13 protein-coding genes and 1 tRNA gene are annotated in these 15941 nt (G+C 63.4%); 9 read left to right on the top strand and 5 right to left on the bottom strand.

All coding sequences use genetic code 11. The annotated features are described in order from the left end of the window. Positions 1-38: 38 nt before the first annotated feature. Entirely contained in the window at positions 39-680 is a 642-nt protein-coding gene (locus IV498_RS10780) for an ABC transporter permease (RefSeq protein WP_269046562.1), read from the bottom strand. A gap of 430 nt (positions 681-1110) precedes the next feature. On the opposite strand from IV498_RS10780, the gene IV498_RS10775 reads away from it, so the two are divergent. After that, the gene (locus IV498_RS10775) at positions 1111-2031 is read left to right on the top strand and encodes an AEC family transporter (RefSeq protein ID WP_269046561.1); all 921 of its coding nucleotides are present in this window, start codon (positions 1111-1113) and stop codon (positions 2029-2031) included. Between the two features lie 15 nt (positions 2032-2046). Here the strand turns inward: IV498_RS10775 and IV498_RS10770 are convergent, their stop codons facing one another. From IV498_RS10770 to IV498_RS10760, 3 genes are all read right to left on the bottom strand, one after another. Then, a complete protein-coding gene (locus IV498_RS10770; protein ID WP_269046560.1) occupies positions 2047-3120 on the bottom strand; it encodes an alkene reductase in 1074 nt (357 codons plus the stop codon). Between the two features lie 134 nt (positions 3121-3254). Beyond that, positions 3255-3449 (bottom strand): hypothetical protein, encoded by a 195-nt coding sequence (locus tag IV498_RS10765; RefSeq protein WP_269046559.1) that lies wholly within the window; start codon positions 3447-3449, stop codon positions 3255-3257. Positions 3450-3657: 208 nt separating this feature from the next. Further along, positions 3658-3740 (bottom strand) — tRNA-Leu (locus tag IV498_RS10760). A 571-nt stretch (positions 3741-4311) separates the two neighbouring features. Here IV498_RS10760 and IV498_RS10755 point away from each other — a divergent pair. The 7 genes from IV498_RS10755 (at position 4312) to pknB (ending at position 14505) form a co-directional block, all read left to right on the top strand. After that, positions 4312-5130 (top strand): FhaA domain-containing protein, encoded by an 819-nt coding sequence (locus IV498_RS10755; RefSeq protein ID WP_269046558.1) that lies wholly within the window; start codon positions 4312-4314, stop codon positions 5128-5130. Then, positions 5127-5606: an FHA domain-containing protein FhaB/FipA gene (locus tag IV498_RS10750; RefSeq protein ID WP_269046557.1), complete on the top strand. Its 480-nt coding sequence runs from the start codon at positions 5127-5129 to the stop codon at positions 5604-5606. Before IV498_RS10755 ends, IV498_RS10750 begins: the two co-directional genes overlap by 4 nt. Before the next feature lie 2 nt (positions 5607-5608). Next, a complete protein-coding gene (locus IV498_RS10745; protein ID WP_269046556.1) occupies positions 5609-7474 on the top strand; it encodes a PP2C family protein-serine/threonine phosphatase in 1866 nt (621 codons plus the stop codon). Further along, entirely contained in the window at positions 7471-8895 is a 1425-nt protein-coding gene (locus IV498_RS10740) for an FtsW/RodA/SpoVE family cell cycle protein (RefSeq protein WP_269046555.1), read from the top strand. The genes IV498_RS10745 and IV498_RS10740 overlap by 4 nt, the downstream gene beginning before the upstream one ends. Continuing rightward, on the top strand, positions 8892-10358 hold the full coding sequence (locus IV498_RS10735) for a peptidoglycan D,D-transpeptidase FtsI family protein (protein WP_269046554.1): 1467 nt from the start codon (positions 8892-8894) through the stop codon (positions 10356-10358). The genes IV498_RS10740 and IV498_RS10735 overlap by 4 nt, the downstream gene beginning before the upstream one ends. After that, positions 10355-12238: a protein kinase domain-containing protein gene (locus IV498_RS10730; RefSeq protein ID WP_269046553.1), complete on the top strand. Its 1884-nt coding sequence runs from the start codon at positions 10355-10357 to the stop codon at positions 12236-12238. The genes IV498_RS10735 and IV498_RS10730 overlap by 4 nt, the downstream gene beginning before the upstream one ends. 89 nt (positions 12239-12327) lie before the next feature. After that, positions 12328-14505 (top strand): Stk1 family PASTA domain-containing Ser/Thr kinase, encoded by a 2178-nt coding sequence (gene pknB / locus IV498_RS10725; protein WP_269046552.1) that lies wholly within the window; start codon positions 12328-12330, stop codon positions 14503-14505. 83 nt (positions 14506-14588) lie between these two features. On the opposite strand, the gene IV498_RS10720 is transcribed toward pknB, so the two are convergent. Further along, positions 14589-15227 (bottom strand): aminodeoxychorismate/anthranilate synthase component II, encoded by a 639-nt coding sequence (locus tag IV498_RS10720; protein WP_269046551.1) that lies wholly within the window; start codon positions 15225-15227, stop codon positions 14589-14591. Between the two features lie 228 nt (positions 15228-15455). Between IV498_RS10720 and IV498_RS10715 the strand changes: the two genes are divergently transcribed. Continuing rightward, positions 15456-15710 (top strand): cell division protein CrgA, encoded by a 255-nt coding sequence (locus IV498_RS10715; RefSeq protein ID WP_269046550.1) that lies wholly within the window; start codon positions 15456-15458, stop codon positions 15708-15710. The last annotated feature ends 231 nt before the right edge of the window (positions 15711-15941 follow it).

Raw genomic sequence — 15941 nt, 5'->3', positions numbered from 1 at the left:
GACCGGGGGTGGAATCAGCAGGGAACGCTTTGGCGGTTTCAGACACGGATACCTCGCGGGGTTGTGAGTCGGCCCAAGCCGACCAGGAGAAGATCAAGAATCAGGGCAAGAACAATGACGCCAACGACGCCCGTCACGACGGACTCAAGCGAATTCGCGCCACCCAGCCGGGACAGGCCGGAGAAAATGAAGCCACCGAGCCCGGGCCCCAAGGCATAAGCGGCCACGGCGGCCACGCCCATCACCATCTGCGCCGAGACGCGCACGCCAACCAGAATCACCGGCCAGGCCATGGGCAGTTCGATTTGGAGCAGCGTGCGCAGCCTGCTCATGCCGATGCCCCTGGCGGCTTCGGTGATGGCCGGGTTGATGCCGGCGAGGCCGACGACGGCGTTGCGCAGGATGGGCAGGGTGGCAAAAAACGCCACCACGATCACTGCCGGGACCACGCCGAATCCAAAGGGTGTGATCAGCAGGCCGATCAGCGCGAAGGACGGAATGGTCAGCCCGATCGCGGAGACAGAGTTTGCCACCGATGTCAGCGTCTTGCTCCGGTAAACCAACGCAGCCAGAACCACTGCCAGCACTGTGGCCAGGATCAGACACTGCACGACGAGGCTGAAGTGTTGCCAGCCGGAAAAAAGGACCTGTTTCAACCGGCCCGAAAGGAAATCCAGCACAAATAAACTCTTCTCATCATCGGTTACGTATCAGTGTCAGCCATGGCCCGTGTGGACGGTGCCCATAGTCATAGATTCTGCTTATTGTGCGCTTCACGCGGCCTGGCGGGCCTGCTGAAGGAAGGCGGCGGGCCGCCTGGAGGGCGGGATTCGGCGCCGAATTGGCCGCGGTCGCGAGCGGCCCGCGGGTGGCCATCCAGCTAAGTCTAACCCGTGGTGGGCTCCTGCAGCCCAATCGTGACCGGCCTTCAGGCCCAAAAATGGAGGTTGGAAGCGGGCAAAACTGCTGGCTGCGGCGGCGGGGCCGGGGCTGGCAGGAGTGCAAGCTTCCACGATCCGGATGCTGGGCGCCGCGTGCGTGGGGAGCCGATAAACTTCAAGTGCATCCATAATCCGCTGTGCATTCCGACGACCGGCAGAAGGACTCCACGTGACAGGCGTACTGAGCGGATTCGCCGTGGTCTCAGCGGTGATTCTGGTCGGATACATTGCCGGCCGGTTCCAGATCGCAGGACCCCATGCCGCTTCGGCGCTGACCCGCACCGCTTTCTTCATCACTAATCCGGCCTTGCTGTTCACCGTACTGGCCAAGGCGGACCTCAGCGGCGCGCTCTCGGCCTATGCACCAATTGCCCTGCTGCTGGCTGGGATCTCCGCCGGCACGTTCGTCCTGTGCAGCCGGATCTGGTTCAAACGTCCCGCTGCTGAGACCGCCCTGGGTGCCATGGCCAGTTCCTACGTTAACGCGAATAATATCGGCATTCCGATAGCTGTTTATGCGCTGGGAAGTGCCGCCCCCGTGGCGCCGGTGTTGTTGGTTCAGCTGCTGCTTCTTGCCCCGCTCTACCTCACCATTCTTGACATAGCGTCAGGGCGGAAGCCGTCGCTTCGGATCATCCTGACCCAACCGGTCCGAAACCCGATGATCATCGCATCCATATTGGGTGTGCTGGCCTCCCTGAGCGGGATCGAGCTGCCCACGCAGGTTTGGGCCCCGCTGGAAATGCTGGGAGGGGCGGCCGTTCCGCTGGTGCTGATGGCCTTCGGGATGTCCCTGTTCGGCAGTCGGCCGCTGCAGGTCCGCGAGGGGCGCATCGACGTCATCGTCGCCACGGTATTGAAGTCCGTCTTCATGCCCGCCATCGCCTACCTGCTGGGCCGGTTCCTGTTCCACCTCGAACCTCCGCATGTCCTGGCGGTGGTCGTGATGGCCGCCCTGCCGACGGCGCAGAACGTTTTTCTCTTTGCCAGCCGTTACCAGCGCGGTGTCGCTGTGGCCCGCGACACCGCACTTGTGACCTCCGTGCTGGCCGTTCCCGTACTCATCGTGGCCGCCTGGCTGTTGGCCTGACTGCCAGCGGTTTTCCTACAGCGCCAGTGCCGGATAGTCGGTGTAACCCTTGGCGCCTGCTCCATAGAAGGTCAGCGGATCCGGCGTGTTCAACGGCAGATCCTCCTGCCAGCGGCGGACCAGATCCGGGTTGGCAATGGCAGGACGGCCGACGACGACGGCATCGGCGTGGCCGTCGGTAAGCAGGGCCACCGCTTCCTCGCGGCTCGTGACCAGCCCGAATCCACTGTTGATCAGCAGTGGGCCAGCGAAACGTTCCCGCAGATCCTGCACCAGTTCTCCAGCAGGGTTGTGGTGCAGGATGCTCAGGTAGGCCAGCTGCAGGGGCGCGATCGTGTCCATCAGCACGCCATAGGTGGCCCGGACGTCGTCGGCGTTTATTTCCAGCGCGTCCTGGATATTGTGCTCAGGCGAAATGCGGATTCCCACCCGGCCGGCACCAATCTCGGACGCCACAGCCTGCACCACCTCGACCACGAAACGGGCGCGATTGGCGGGGGATCCGCCATGGCCGTCCTGGCGCTGATTCGACGCCGGTGAAAGAAATTCATGCAGCAGGTAGCCGTTTGCAGCGTGCAGCTCCACGCCGTCGAACCCGGCGTTAACCGCATTCCGCGAGGCCTGGACAAATTCCTGCACCACCGCGGGCAGCTCCTCGGCCGTCAGCTCATGTGGAACCGGGAACGGCTTCTTGCCAGTATTCGTGCGCGTTTCCCCGTCAATGGCAATGCCGCTCGGGCCCACCACGGCGTGACCGCCATTGGTATCGGAGTGTGTGACCCGCCCGGCATGCATCACTTGAGCAACGATCCGGCCGCCGGCCTCATGAACAGCCGAAGTGACCCGTTCCCATCCGGCCAACTGCTCCTCGGTGACAAGCCCAGGCTGGCCGGAGAAACCCTGACCCGCCGGGCTGGGGTAGGTGCCCTCACTGACGATCAGACCCAATGAGGCGCGCTGCCGGTAATGCTCCGCAACCAGGGGACCAGGCACCCCGTCCTGACCGGAACGAACCCTGGTCAGCGGCGCCATCACCACACGGTTGGGCAGTTCCAACTCACCAAGGATCAACGGGGAGAATAGGTTCACGGGTGCCTCTTTCGGTCTCAAATCCGGTCATCGGTTACTTCGGCGTAACCGAACCCACGACCGTCCTATTCCGGACGAGACGCGGGCCACTGCAGTTCAGCGCACCTGCGGCAGCCGGTCTTTTGCCTCCCGGACTACTTCTTTTCCTCCAGCCGCAAGGCTAAGCCGATGGCGAAGAACGTCGGCGCCCAGTGCCCCACGAAGATGCCCCAGCGGTCCGACTGCGCCTTGGAGTGCTTCCTGTTGCCCCGGCTGATCAGCCAGGACGTCAAGGACAGGCCAATCGACGCGAATCCACCCAGTAAGGCGTACTCACTTTTGATGCCCATTTCGCTCAACTTTTCAATCAACGTTGGTCTCCCTGCTAGTGAACCTGCATTCGTAACATCAGCAGCATTTCACAGAAGGTAGTCGATCGAAAGGGTACTGATGAATCGCAACCGGCCAGCGACCGCCTGCAGGGCGTTTGGGCAAAGAAAAACACCCCGATCCATGGATCGGGGTGTTTCTGTTGCCCACAATCTGCAGGGCATTGCGTGCGCGAGGGGGGATTTGAACCCCCACGCCCTTTCGGACACTGGCACCTGAAGCCAGCGCGTCTGCCGTTCCGCCACTCGCGCGCGTCTGAAGTATCCTGCCGGAGATCCGTGGATCATGGCCCAAACAACAGCGAGCTTAAGCATAACGGACCGCTGCGGGAATTACCTAAACGGTTGCACTGGGTGCCGTCGTGGGTTTGGCGAAGCCGGTGTCCGGACGGCAGTAAGCGCCGGCTGGCACGGTCGCGGGCAGTGCCATGCCAGGCTCCACCCCCGGGCAAGACCGGAACCAGTAAGCACGCACCACCCTTGGACCAAGACCAGGTCAGCACTCAAGCACCACCCCGGCGCGGGACGCTGCGGGACCTCTTACACCTCTCTTTGTGCGGCCTTCTTTGGGCGGCCTCCGCGGGCTTGCACCTCCCTCTTAGACCATCATTGGGGGCATAATCCGTGTGGCCTAAGCTTGATGACCGGGCGATCCCCAGAATCGCCACGTAGTATCAAGGCCAGTAGTATCGCAGGAAGTGCGGCTGCCGGACGCCGCTGCGAGCGCGCCCGGCTGCAGTCGTTGACCTCGATGGGCTGCCTGCCGGGGGTGATCCTGGACTGGAATACAGATGAACGCAGGACAAGGAAAGGAGAAGGCGGCATGGGATTGCTGGACAACGTCGAGCGGGGCATCGAAAAAGCCGTGCGCGGTGCCTTCTCCCGTGGATCCAAGGCGCAGGTACAGCCGGTTGAGATAGCCAGCCGGCTGCGGCGGGAGCTCGACGACAAGGCCATGACGCTGGCGGCCGGACGAACTCTGACGCCCAACGTCTTTGACGCCAGGCTCAGCGAGCCGGATTTCGCGCGGGTCCGCAGTTGGGGCACCGCCTTGGCCGAGGAATTGTGCGATGTGGTGATCAAGCATGCGCGCAGTCAAGGCTATATACTGCAGGGTCCGGTACGGGTTTCCTTCACCGAAGATGCCGATCTGAAGCCGGGGACCTTCGAGATCGATTCCAGAACTGAACGTGCCGACCCCGACGGCGACAGCGAGAAGCACGACTTGGGCCAGCCCCCCGCCGCGGCGGCGTACTCAAATCCAGGACAGCCCGCCGTCGACCGTCCGCAGCCCGCATACCCTGCCAACGTTCCCACCGCCCCCGCCCGTGCGCCGGGTCGGCTGCAGCCCGTGCTGGACATTGATGGTCAGCGATATTCCCTCAATGCGGAGTCGATCGTGCTCGGCCGCTCCTCCGAGGCGGACATCCTGATCGATGACACGGGTGTCTCACGGCGGCATTTGGAGATCCGCTCGATGAATGGACGCTGCACCGCCGTTGATTTGGGGTCAACCAACGGCAGCTACGTCAACGGCCGCAAGGTTGACGGCACGGCTGAGCTCGCTGATGGAGCCAATATTTCGATGGGCCGGACCAAGATCATTTTCCGCCTGCTGCCCCCGAAGGGCGGCCGCGGATGAGCGAACTGACCGTAACCGTCCTGCGCTTCGGTTTCCTGCTGCTGCTGTGGATCCTGATCTTCAGCATCGTCAGCGCCATGCGCCGGGACTTGGTCATTGGCCGCAAAACAAAGGTGGGTGGCCCCACCGCCCGGCAGGCACGCAAGCATCCGGAACTGGTGGAGGAGCCGCCACCCGCCCGGCAGCAGGCTCATCACCTGGTGGTGACAGAGGGACCCTTGGCCGGCACCATGCTGGAACTGACGGGAACGCCCATCCTGCTCGGCCGCGCGCAAGAGGCCACCTTGGTGTTGGAGGACGACTATGCCTCCGGCCGCCATGCACGTCTTTTTCCCCAGGGCAGCCGGTGGTTCATTGAGGACCTCGGCTCCACCAATGGCACGTATCTGGGCGACGCACAACTGACCCGGGCCCTGCCCGTCGAACTCGGCGCCCCAGTTCGGATCGGTAAGACGGTCATTGAATTGAGGCCGTAAGCATGGCTGGGCGTCCAATGGTCCTGCGCTATGCGGCGCGCTCGGACGTGGGACTGATCAGGGGCAAGAATGACGACTCCGCGTATGCGGGTCAGTATCTGGCCGTGGTTGCCGACGGCATGGGCGGCCACGCCGGAGGTGACGTCGCGAGCGCGTCCACGGTGCTGGATCTGATCCACTTGGACCGGGATGGTTACACCGGTAATGCCGCGACGTATCTGGCCGACGAAATCCAGACGGCCAACTCCCTGCTGTCCGAACTTGTCCGTGTCCAACCCACGCTGGCCGGGATGGGCACCACCGTCACTGCGCTGCTGCTGTCTGGAGAGAAACTGGAATTCGCGCACATTGGCGATTCCCGGGCATACCGGCTCAAGGACGGCGTTTTCGAGCAAGTCAGTGTGGACCACACCTACGTGCAGCGGCTTATCGATGAAGGCCGGCTACGGCCTGAGGACGCGGAGACACATCCACATAAAAATGTACTAATGCGCGTGTTGGGCGATGTCGACGCCTCCCCGGAACTGGACCTGAGCACTTTCGACGCGGCGGTGGGAGAGCGCTGGCTGCTCTGCTCCGACGGGTTGAACTTCGTCCCTGCCCAGGTGGTGGAGGACGTGGTGCGTCATACCCCGGATCTGGGCGCCTGCGCGGACAAACTGATAGAGCTGACGCTGGCGGCCGGGTCTCCGGACAATGTCACGGTGGTGCTTTTCGAAGTGGCGGAACCGACGGCGGACGAGCTTGCCACCGCTTCGCTGAGGACGATAGACGCGCCGCGGACCACAAATCAGGACGACGACGCTCCCGCCGCGGCTGTCCGCGGACGGCAGCAGCGTAGCGGCGGCGCCAAAGCAGCCGGCGAGCGGGCTGCGGCCAAGAATGCGGGCTTTGGCGCGCTGTCCGCCCCCGATCCCACCGGAGACGATGTCACCGCAGCTGCGGACGCATCCAGCGAGCCGCCGCCGGCGGCAGCGGCCCATGCCGGTACCGGGCAGCCCACCACTTCCACGCCCGCCTCCAATCCCGCCTCTGCCGCCGATGGTGGCCAGCCAAATGAGCTCGGCACCCACATCTCTGCCGACGTCGTCCGGGAGGAATTGGCGGCACGGCCGCACGAACTGGTTGGGGCCGCTTTGTCCGCGGCCGTCGAAGGCACGATCCCCGCCGTCGCCGGACGCGCCGCTGCCCGGCGTGCGGCCACCGTGCTGACCCACAAGACGGCACCGGCCGGAACCGCCGAAGCCGATGAGCCGACCGACGATGAACCGCCCCGGACCCGGCGAACGCTCATCTCAATTGCCGCGGGAGTCGCCGTGGTAATCCTGGTGCTGGCAGCTTGGCTCGGTTATGCCTGGACCCAGACCCGCTACTATCTCGGTGACGCCAACGGCCACGTAGCCATTTACATCGGCGTTTCGCAGTCGCTGGGACCGGTGCAGCTCTCACACCTGTACAGCGAAACCGGGATTACTGTCGCCTCGCTGCCGGATTACTCGAGGCAGCGGCTGCAACAGACCGTGCCCGCTGCCGGCTTGGATGATGCGCGCCAGATCATTATCGACCTTCAGCTCGGCACGGGGGCGCCGTCCTGCCCCCCTGCCTCACCCTCGGTTGCCTCCTCGGCGTCGCCGTCATCCCGCGTTCCGGCCAGCGGTACGGCAACGGCCACGGCAGGCGCTACCACCACTGGGGGTGCCGGAACGGCAACGGCAGGCGCCAGCAGGCCAACCGCCGGCGCATCCAAGTCCTCCAGCACCCCCAAATCTAGTTCCACTGCAGCGCCGCGGCCGAGCCCATCCACGTCGCCGTCCCCGTCAAGCTCGGGGACACCAACAGCGGTCCCCTGCGCGCAAGGAGCACCATGAGCCAGGTCCAGACCGTTCCCAAACCCCGGCGCCTGGTGGAACTCTTCCTGCTGCTGCTGGCCCTCGCCGTGGGCATTGGCGCCAACGCACTGGTGAACCTTAACCAAGGGCGCAGTTTCGACGCTGACTTCCTCAGCCAGGCCGCCGTGCTGACGGTACTGGCCCTTGGCATGCACGTTACCCTTCGGCTCAAGGTGAAATATGCGGATCCGGTAATACTTCCCGTGGTGATTGCCCTCAACGGGATCGGATTGGCGATGATCCACCGGCTGGACATCGCGACCGGAGACAGTGCAGGGCCGCGGCAATGGCTGTGGACCACCGTGGCAGTGATCGCGTCCATTGCCGTTATCTGGTTCCTTCGGGACCACCGAGTGCTGCGCCGCTTCACCTATATTTCGCTGCTGGTCAGCGTGGTCCTGCTGCTTCTGCCGCTCGTGCCGGGCATCAGTGCCGGTGACGTCAACGGGGCTAAGGTCTGGATCCGGGTAGGGAGCAGTTCCTTCCAGCCGGGCGAGATCGCGAAGATTACCCTCGCCATATTCTTCGCCGGGTATCTTTCATCCAACCGGGACCTTATTCTTTTGGCGGGCAAGAGGCTGGGCCCGCTGCAGCTGCCCCGGGCCCGCGATCTTGGTCCGATGATTGTCGCCTGGCTGGCGAGCGTGGGCGTTCTGGTTTTCCAGCACGACATTGGCTCCTCCGTGCTGTTTTTCGGTCTCTTCTTGACCATGATCTATGTGGCCACGAGCCGCGTCAGTTGGGTCGTCATCGGAGTGCTACTCATCGCGGTCGGCGGCTTTGCCGCCGCGAAAATCTTTCCGCACGTCTCTTCACGCATCGACGTTTGGGCAAATGCCTTCGATCCGGAGGTGGTCGGGGGTGGTGGATACCAAGTGGTGCAGGGGCTGTTCGGAATGGCCAATGGCGGCCTGATCGGAACCGGTCTGGGGCAGGGCCGTCCGGACATGGTTCCGCTGGCCAACAGTGACATGATCATCGCCTCCCTCGGCGAGGAACTGGGCATGATCGGTCTGTTTGCGGTTGTGCTGATGTATCTGCTGTTGATCACCCGCGGTTTTCGAGCCGCGCTGGGCACGCGCGATGCCTTCGGCAAACTCTTGGCCTGCGGTTTGTCCTTCGCCATTGGTCTGCAGTGTTTTATCGTGATCGGCGGAGTCACCCGCCTCATCCCGCTAACCGGCCTCACCACGCCGTTCATGGCCGCGGGCGGCTCCTCGCTGCTGGCCAATTGGATTATCGTGGCATTGCTGCTGCTCATTTCCGATGCCGCCCGGCGGCCCATTTCCACAACACCGGCCACTTCTGAGGGAACACCGGGCCCGAACCGCGGCCGCACAGGCCGGACAGGCACCCCAGCCACCGGCGGCATACCTACCGAGGCGGTGAAGTCCCTGTGAACCAAGCCATCCGAAGTTCCTGGATCGTAGCCATTGCACTTTTTGCCCTGGTCTTCGGCTCCATTACGTATGTCCAGTTCTTCGCCGTCGACGATTTGAAAAGCAATGCCAATAACAAACGGGCGCTGATCCAATACTTCTGCGATGACCGCGGCTCCATTCTGGTGGGTGGTCAGGCCGTTGCGGAATCGGTTCCGTCCAACGACAAGTGCAAGTACCAACGCCAGTATCTGCAGCCGAAACTGTATGCCGGGCTGACCGGATTTCTGACGCAGGCCTACGGACAGACCGGAATCGAGGCCGCGGAAAACGCGCAGCTGACCGGAAACTCGGATGACGCTTTCTATGACCGGATCACTCAGGTCCTCTCTGGAGCGCAGCCCAAGGGCCGTTCGGTGGAGCTGACGATCGATCCAGAAATCCAGAAGATGGCCTTTGACATGATTCCGGACGGTCAGATCGGGTCCATAGTGGTCATGGATCCCAAGACCGGAGCCATTATTGCGATGGTTTCCAAACCGTCTTACGACACCAATCTGCTCGCCAGCCATGACCCGGCCACGGTTGCCGCCAATTACAACAGACTGGTCAAAATACCGGGCATTAATATGTACGGCTCCAAGGCCTACAAGGAGCTCTATTCACCCGGTTCAGTCTTCAAGCTGGTGGACACAGCCGCGGCGCTGGCCTCCGGAAAATACAACAAGGACAGCGTGCTGGACAATCCGCCCGTCCTTGACCTGCCGGGCACCAGTGTTGGGCTGCCGAACTATGCCGGTGGGGGATGCGGCGCGCGGGCGAAGGCGGACTTCGCCTTCGTTTTGGAACAGTCCTGCAACACGCCCTTTGCGCAGATCGCTTTGGGTCTCGGTCAGGATGCCATTACGGAGCAGGCGACGAAGTTCGGCTTCAATCAAAGTGGGCTGCATATTCCGGACAGCGTCACCGGCAGCAAATTCCCGGGCAGCAAGGGGCAGCTGAGTCCGGCGGACCTGGCCCGCAGCGCGGTCGGTCAGCAGGACGTCAAAGCCACTCCGCTGGAAATTGCGATGATGACGGCCGCGATCGCCAATGGGGGAAAGCAAATGGCACCCAATATGATTAAGTCCATCCGCACGCCGGACCTGAAACCGGTCGAGGAGTTCACTCCCCGCTTTCTGCGCCAATCCACGACACCCCAGATAGCGGCGCAATTGACACAGTGGATGACCGGAGTGGTGGACAACGGCATTGCCCACGCAGCCGCCGTACCAGGCGTTAAAGTGGCCGGGAAAACCGGCACCGCAGAGGGAAACACGGCGGATCCGCTGAGCAAGAACAACGCCTGGTTCACGGGATTCGCTCCCGCCGACAATCCCAAGGTGGTGGTGTCGATCATGATGGCGGACGTCGACATCGCCACCGGGGCGCAACTGACCAGTCCTAACGCAAGCAAACTTATCGAGGCGGTGTTGAATAAGTGAGACCTACTTCGGGAATCACTCTAGGCGGCAGGTTCCAGCTCACTACGCGCATAGCCATCGGCGGCATGGGTGAGGTCTGGAAGGCAAAGGACTTGGTCCTGGGCCGGACTGTGGCCATAAAGATCCTCAAGGAGGAATACACCGGGGACCCGGGTTTCCTTGCGAGGTTCCGCGCCGAAGCCAGGCATACCGCGCTGCTCAACCACGTCGGGATCGCCAACGTTTTTGATTATGGCGAGGAAGATGGTTCCGCCTATCTGGTTATGGAGCTGGTTCCAGGGCATCCGCTTTCCAGCATTATCGAGAAAGATCACGTGCTGTCCTCGGACCGGACGCTCTCGATCATCGCGCAGACAGCCCGCGCGCTCTCCATTGCCCATGCCCAGGGGTTGGTGCACCGGGATATCAAGCCGGGCAACCTGCTGATCACCCCGGAGGGCCGGGTCAAGGTCACGGACTTCGGGATTGCACGCCTTGCCGATCAGGTCCCGTTGACGCAGACCGGCCAGGTAATGGGCACCGCCCAGTACCTGGCCCCGGAACAGGCCACCGGGCAGATTGCCACTGGCGCCAGCGACATCTACTCCCTGGGCATCATCGGCTACGAGTGCATCACCGGCCACCGCCCGTTCTCGGGTGAATCCCAGATTGCCATTGCACTCGCCCAGGTCAACGATGCGCCGCCGCCGTTGCCGGAGACCCTCCCGACACCGGTACGCGCGCTGCTCATGTCCATGCTTGCCAAGAACCCGGCGAACCGTCCGGCCAATGCGGACCAACTGGCCGAAGCCGCGGAAGCCATCCGCAACGGCGACATCAAAGCAGCGCACGCCGCGGTACCGGGCATGCTGCTCTTTGAAGCAACGACGGGTCCGATTACTGCCCCTGTCGATCTCCACGCGACGAGCGCCACGACTGTCCTCGGGGCGCCGGCAGCGGCTTATGGCCCTGCCACCTCTGCCCTGCCGACGGTCGCCGGAGCCACCGTGGCCGGCGCCGCTGCATTGGGCGCCGAGCGCGACTGGATCCAGGAGGACGAGGAACCGGCTGAGTCGCCGGCACCGCGCGGACGCAGCCCGTGGACTTGGCCGCTGCTGGCACTGATCCTGCTGCTGCTCTTTGTGGTAGGTGCCATCCTGCTGCAGCAACTGGGCGTTTTCAATCATAAGAGTGCCCCTGCCCCCTCGGTCACCAACTCCAGCACGGCAGTGTCCTCGGCCGCTCCTTCGACGACGGAGACCAGCGCCAGCGCCCCCGAGACCACCCCCAGCAGTCCGCCGGCAAGCAGCAGCGCCGCGTCGGACATAGTTACCCTTTTCCCGGATCAGTACAACGGCCGGCCCTTCTCCGAAGTCCAGGACGCCCTGATTGCCAAGGGCATGGGCGTCAACCCGGCACCAGTTTTCAGTGCCACCGTGCCAAAGGACGCGGTGATAAGCATTGCGCCTTCGGGAGCCCAAAAGAAGGGCACTACCATCACCGTGACCTATTCGAAGGGGCCGAAGGGGCCGGAAATGGTAACGGTACCCGCCGTTGCGGCCAACAGCAGCGTCTCCGCCCTCAATTCGGCTTTGACCCAAGCGGGGCTGGTGCTCGGCAAGGAGACCGAAGCGGCCAGCGACACGGTCGATAAGGGCGCGGTCATCTCGATCACGCCCCAATCCGGAACATCGGTCGTCAAGGGATCAGTTATTAATTACACCGTCTCCACGGGTCCTTCGCCCGCGCCGGCGCCCGCGCCGACGTCGTCAGCTCCCGCACCGCCGACGTCGTCATCGCCTCCTGCGGCGGCAGGGCCTTCCTCGGCGCCTCCAGCCGCAGCCCCGCCACTGGCGACACCATCCGCACCCACATCGCCGTCCGCACCGGCCACCCCTTAGTCCCAATCCAAGCAGACACGGCGGCTTGCACCGCCGTCGTGCGCTACCAAAACCAACCACTTCCTGCACCCTGAAAGGACCACCGATCAGTGAATGAACTTCGTGTCCTTAACGGGCGTTACGAACTGGGCAAACTGCTGGGCCGCGGCGGAATGGCGGACGTCCACATGGGACGCGACATCCGGTTGGGCCGCACCGTGGCCGTCAAGCTCCTGCGCGCGGACCTGGCCAGGGACCCGCAATTCCTGGCCCGGTTCAAGCGTGAGGCTCAGGCCGTGGCTGGCCTGAACCACACCTCCATCGTCGCCGTCTACGACACGGGCGAACAGGTTGGGACGGATACTTCCCCTGACGCAACGCGGGTGCCGTTCATTGTGATGGAATACGTTGCCGGGCGCACGCTGCGGGACCTTATCCGAGCCAAGGAGCTAACAACGGCTCAGGCCATCGACTACTCGCTCGGGGTTCTCGGTGCACTGGAGTACAGCCACCGTGCCGGAATAGTCCACCGCGACATCAAGCCTGCGAATGTCATGGTGACCACAGACGGCTCGGCAATCAAGGTGATGGACTTCGGCATTGCCCGTGCCATTGCCGACTCGTCCGCCACCATGACTCAGACCCAGGCCGTCCTTGGCACGGCTCAGTACCTCTCTCCTGAACAGGCCCGTGGAGAATCCGTGGACGCCCGCAGCGACCTCTATTCCGCGGCCTGCCTGCTCTACGAGATGCTCACCGGACGCCCCCCTTTTGTGGGCGACAGTCCGGTGTCAGTGGCCTATCAGCATGTTCGGGAAACGGCCGAACCCCCGAGCCACTTCAACGACCAACTCTCGGCGGCGGTGGACAGCGTGGTGATCCGCGGACTGCAAAAAAACCGTGCGGATCGTTTCCAGGATGCGGCAGCCTTTCGGCGTGCGTTGCGTGCGGCAAAAAGCGGCGTCGTGCTGGCGCCCTTTTCCGCCAGCGAGGCGCCCACCGATCCTCACGGACTGGAACAGCCGGCTCCAGCGGCCGCCCGTTCCAGGGTAAGCATTTCCACAGCGGCGGTGCAGCGGTCCGGCAGCGCCCATTCCACCCGGCAGCATGCCGGCCGCTCAGTTTCCGGTGCCGCCGTTGGCTCTTCCGCTGCCGGCAGCCCTTCCGGCCAGCCCGGCAGTAAACACTCCGGCAGCTACAGCGGGAGCGAACCGGCCACCCGCGCGATGGCCAAGGTGCCGACTGGAAACCCATTGACCAACGGTCAGCCGGGCAACGACCGTGAGCTCGCGCTCGGACTAACGCTCGAACATGAACGTGACGCGGCCTCCAAGCACCGCCGCCGGGCCTGGATTACCACCTTGTTCGTCGTCCTGGCCGTGGTCCTGGCCGGGGCAGCCCTTCTCGGCTACAACCTGCTCCATGCCAGGCCGGTCGCGGCTCCACGCACGGCAATCCCCACGGTGCAGACACTGAACGAAACCGATGCGCTGGCCAAACTCTTCAACGCCGGGCTGCGGCCCACGATCGATCGGCGCAACAGCGATTCCGTGCCTAAGGGGAAGGCGGTGGGAACGGACCCGGCGGCCGGGAAGTCGGTGGCGCCAAACTCTGCCATCACACTGATTGTCTCCAATGGACCATCCACGGTGACGATCCCCAGCACCTTGGTCAAACGGACCGAGGCCGAAGCCCGCGATGCGCTCAATTCCATTGGATTGGTGCCAGGGGACACCAGCGCTGTCAACGACGCAAGTGTTGGCGCGGGCATGGTGGTCACAACAAATCCATCTCCCGGTCAGGTCGTGGCGGCAGGTTCCACCGTTGATCTGATGGTGTCCACCGGAAAAGTCACTATGCCTGCCCTGTTCGGGCTGAGCCAATCCGATTCCCAAAAAGCCATTAAAGACGCCTCACCCACACTTCAGGTGACGTTCGTGCCGAAGGAAAATTCCGTGGTTGACCCGGGGAAGGTAACCAGCCAGTCAGCCGAGGCAGGCTCCAGCGTTGCCCAGTTCAGCACCATCACGGTGGAAGTCGCCAAGGCCCCGGAGGCACCACCGGCCAGCGCTCCAGCCAGCGCCCCCGCTAGCGCTCCGGCCAGCGCTCCGGCCAGCGCTCCGGCTAGCGCCCCCGCGAGTTCGGCACCCCCCAGTTCTCCGCCCGTTGCCTGTGCTCCTTCGAAAGGGACGACGTGTCCTTCGCCGCCGGCAACAAAGGGCAGTTCAATGTCCTCGGGTCCAGACGTTGGCCGCCTGGACCCGCTGCGGCAGTTCAAGCGCCCCTGATGCCGCCAGCCTGCTGCCGCTCAGGCCACACGGTCCAAGCCTCGGGCTCCGGGCCCATGCGGTCCTGGCCATGACTTTGCGATCTATTTTGTGATCAGCGGGCTCAAGGTGGCGGCTTGAGCCGCTGCACCTTTTAGGCCCAGCGATTCCAGCCAATTCCCCAGCAGCAGGTAGCCGCCTTCAGTCAGCACAGATTCGGGATGGAACTGCACACCGTAAAGCGGTGCTGAACGATGTGCCAGACCCATGATTACCCCACTGGCCGTAGTGGCCGTGACCTCCAGCTCATCCGGAACCGCCTCCGAAACCGCTGCCAAAGAATGGTAGCGGGTGGCGGTGAACGGGCTGGGCAGTCCGGCGAAAACATTCTTTCCGGTGTGAGTCACCGGGGACGTCTTTCCATGCATCAGCTCCGCCGCGTGCGTCACCATTCCGCCGTAGGCCTCGGCCAGTGCCTGATGCCCCAGGCACACACCCAGCATCGGTTTCGATTCCTGCCCGCACCACTTGATGAGCTCGACGCAGATACCGGCCTCGGCTGGATTCCCGGGCCCGGGAGAGATCAGCACGCCATCACGCGGCCCGGCCAGCTCCACCGCTTCCGCCAGGGTGACGTCGTCGTTCCTCACCACTGTTGTCTCAGCACCAAGCTGCTGGAGGTACCCGACCAGCGTATAAACAAAACTGTCGTAGTTGTCGACAACCAGAATCCGTGTGCCCATGGTGGGAATGCAACCAATCTTTGAGTCGGTGCGCGCCTGATCCGGGACAGCCATCGGCGGCCACCCGCCCGGTTGCCCGGATTCACCGCGCATGCAGATAGAATTACAGCCAGAAAGCAAGCAGAGCCGTTTCTTGCCGTATTCCTGGCATCAGGATACCAAGGGTCGTTTCTGTCCCCGATACAGCAGCGGTCCATCCTGTGCGTGGTGCCGCCTCAAGGAGAATCTGTGCCCGAGTCAAAGTCCCGCCGCCGTTCCACCGGCGCGAGCCAGCAACAGAGCGCGGTTCCCGTCTACAAGCCGAACCCTGTCTGGTTCAAACCGGTGATGTTCTCCCTGATGGTGATCGGCCTGATCTGGATCATCGTTTACTACATCACCAACGGACAATGGCCCGTACCGAATATCGCCAATTGGAACCTCGTCATCGGTTTCGGCATCGTCATCATTGGTTTCCTGATGACCACCCGCTGGCGGTCCTGACAGGGTTTCCAGCGGCCACCGCCGGCCCTCCGTCCAACCAGGCTCTCTAACGCCCACCGCCGGCCCTCCTGACGTGCTGGCTCCCTAGGACGGTGCTGATTAATCGGGGGCGTTAAGGCGCGCCTTCGAACGGTTTCCCGGGATTGCGGAAGACTGGATTCATGCAGGGTATTGATGATGGTCAGCGTCAGCTTTTGGATGTTGGTGTGCTCGCGGGCCATTTGCTTCCGG

The sequence above is a fragment of the Paenarthrobacter sp. Z7-10 genome (assembly GCF_026932795.1).
Classification (GTDB): Bacteria; Actinomycetota; Actinomycetes; order Actinomycetales; family Micrococcaceae; genus Arthrobacter_M.
The sequence above is the reverse complement of the archived record's forward strand: the minus strand, read 5'-3'. Positions and strand labels throughout refer to the sequence as shown.

Coding starts and splice junctions, on each gene's coding strand:
- IV498_RS10765 (WP_269046559.1), bottom strand. CDS start 3,449: ATGGGCATCAAAAGTGAGTACGCCTTACTGGGTGGATTCGCGTCGATT.
- IV498_RS10755 (WP_269046558.1), top strand. CDS start 4,312: ATGGGATTGCTGGACAACGTCGAGCGGGGCATCGAAAAAGCCGTGCGC.
- IV498_RS10750 (WP_269046557.1), top strand. CDS start 5,127: ATGAGCGAACTGACCGTAACCGTCCTGCGCTTCGGTTTCCTGCTGCTG.
- IV498_RS10745 (WP_269046556.1), top strand. CDS start 5,609: ATGGCTGGGCGTCCAATGGTCCTGCGCTATGCGGCGCGCTCGGACGTG.
- IV498_RS10740 (WP_269046555.1), top strand. CDS start 7,471: ATGAGCCAGGTCCAGACCGTTCCCAAACCCCGGCGCCTGGTGGAACTC.
- IV498_RS10720 (WP_269046551.1), bottom strand. CDS start 15,227: ATGGGCACACGGATTCTGGTTGTCGACAACTACGACAGTTTTGTTTAT.